1 protein-coding gene is annotated in these 2,165 nt (G+C 45.0%); it reads left to right on the forward strand.

Annotated features, from left to right (window positions below; genetic code table 11):
• The first annotated feature begins 154 nt into the window (after positions 1 to 154).
• On the forward strand, positions 155 to 2,128 hold the full coding sequence (gene ligA / locus HMPREF3034_RS07985; protein ID WP_062434653.1) for an NAD-dependent DNA ligase LigA: 1,974 nt from the start codon (positions 155 to 157) through the stop codon (positions 2,126 to 2,128).
• Positions 2,129 to 2,165 lie beyond the last annotated feature (37 nt).

Genomic DNA, 2,165 nt, shown 5'->3' on the forward strand with positions numbered 1-2,165 from the left:
CAAGAGCTTTTTGTTGCTCAGGTACTTAAAAATTTTAAGTTATAATAGTGTTGCGGAATTAAGGTTAAAAAGCAAAGAAGATGGTAATTAGTAATGAGGTTATTTGCTTATTTAATTGTTTTCAATTATCTTTGAGCCACCATATATCAATAAGATGAGCAACGACAAGACCATACAAATGCAGGAGTTGATAGATAAACTCAACCAAGCATCGGAAGCATATTACAACGGACAAGGTGAACTCATGACCGACTACGAGTGGGACGCCATGTTCGACCAACTGAAAAAGATGGAGGAAGAGACGGGAGAAATACTTCCCAGCAGCCCGACAAATAAAGTTTCGGAAGACAATATCACCGGACAGAAAGAAGAACACGAGTTCTCTGCGCTGTCATTGGCAAAGACCAAACAGCCTCAAGACTTGGTAAAATGGGCAGAGATGCGCCCTATCTGGATTTCATGGAAGCTCGACGGCCTGACACTTGTGGTGACATACGATGACGGAAAACTCACAAAGGTGGTGACACGTGGCAATGGTCACATCGGTACCAACATCACTCATTTGGCCAATGCCATCAATGGGATACCATCAAAGATTCAAGCAGGGGGACATATCGTAATTCGTGGAGAGGCTGTTATCTCGTATGAAGACTTCGAACAATTCAATATGGAGGCAGAAGAGGAATACGCCAACCCGCGCAATCTGGCTTCCGGCTCGCTCACACTTAAAGACCCGGAGGAGGTAAAACTACGCCATATACAGTGGAAACCGTTCACGCTAGTATATTGTGATAAAGACGTCACATCGTGGGGAGAACGTATGGCAATGCTCGACCGGTTGGGATTCAGCTCTGTAGAGCGCGAAGTCATCAACACACCGACACTGGAAAACGTAGAGAACGTTATCGAACAATGGACGGAAAAGGTGACTAGCAAACAGTGCCCATATCCAGTTGATGGCCTCGTTATTACTTTCGATGATACAGAATATGCCTCAACCGGTTCGGTAACCGGCCATCATGCCACACGCGCCGGATATGCTTTCAAATGGCAGGACGAAGCTGCTACAACAGAATTAGACCACATCGAATGGTCGTGTGCGGCCAGTACAATCTCACCGGTAGCCGTGTTTAAACCAGTAGAGCTAGAGGGTACTACCGTGAAAAGAGCATCGCTATGCAATATCAGCGAGTGCGAGAGATTGGGAATCGGCGGTCCGGGGAGTGTACTTTCGGTCATCAAAGCCAATAAAATTATTCCGAAAGTCATTCAAGTGTCACAAGCTGTGGGAGCATTTGAGATTCCGTGCGACTGTCCGGTATGCCATTACGCCACTGAAGTGGTAACTAGTGAGAGCAGCGGGACAAAGACTTTACACTGCACCAATGCCCAATGTCCGGCGAAACAACTCAAAAAATTTGCTCGTTTAGTATCAAAAGAAGGGCTGAATATTGATGGTATCTCGGAACAAACTGTGGCAAAATTCATCAATCTAGGATGGGTTAAGGAGTATGCCGACCTCTATCATTTAGCTGAACATAGGCGGGAAATGTCGGTATTGGAAGGATTTGGCGTCAAATCGGTAGACAATATTCTGAAATCGATAGAGCGAACTCGTACCGTAGAAGCACGTCATTTGCTCTACGCACTAACCATTCCGATGGTGGGACAAGATGTATGTAAACGCCTACTCAACGCATACGAGTTGGACGACCTTATCTCCACAGCCATAGAAACGGAGGCTACCGACCACTTCGCGAGTATTGATGGAATAGGTCCGGAAAAGTCGGCTTCGTTCGTAAATTGGATGAAGGAAGAAGAGAATCAGACAATTGTGAGGCATCTAATAGCCGAGCTCACCATCACACAAGAACGACAAGAGACCACTGGAGAAAAATGTAAGGACTTGACTTTCGTCGTTACGGGGGACTTACACCATTATAAAATTCGCAACGAACTGAAGGCTTACATCGAAAGTCAAGGCGGAAAGATGACGGGAAGCATTAGCAAATCGACCAACTACTTGATTAACAACGACGTTAATTCTACATCGGGCAAGAACCAAAAGGCCCAACAACTAGGTATTCCTATCCTATCGGAAGACGATTTTTTGGAAAAGTTTGGATAATAAAAATGAGGGTGTGTCAAAATTGATATACTCTCTT

This window comes from Prevotella sp. DNF00663, from assembly GCF_001553265.1.
Taxonomy (GTDB): domain Bacteria; phylum Bacteroidota; class Bacteroidia; order Bacteroidales; family Bacteroidaceae; genus Prevotella.

Bases quoted from the DNA above. Each gene is read 5' to 3' on its own strand.
- ligA (WP_062434653.1), top strand. From the start codon at position 155: ATGAGCAACGACAAGACCATACAAATGCAGGAGTTGATAGATAAACTC.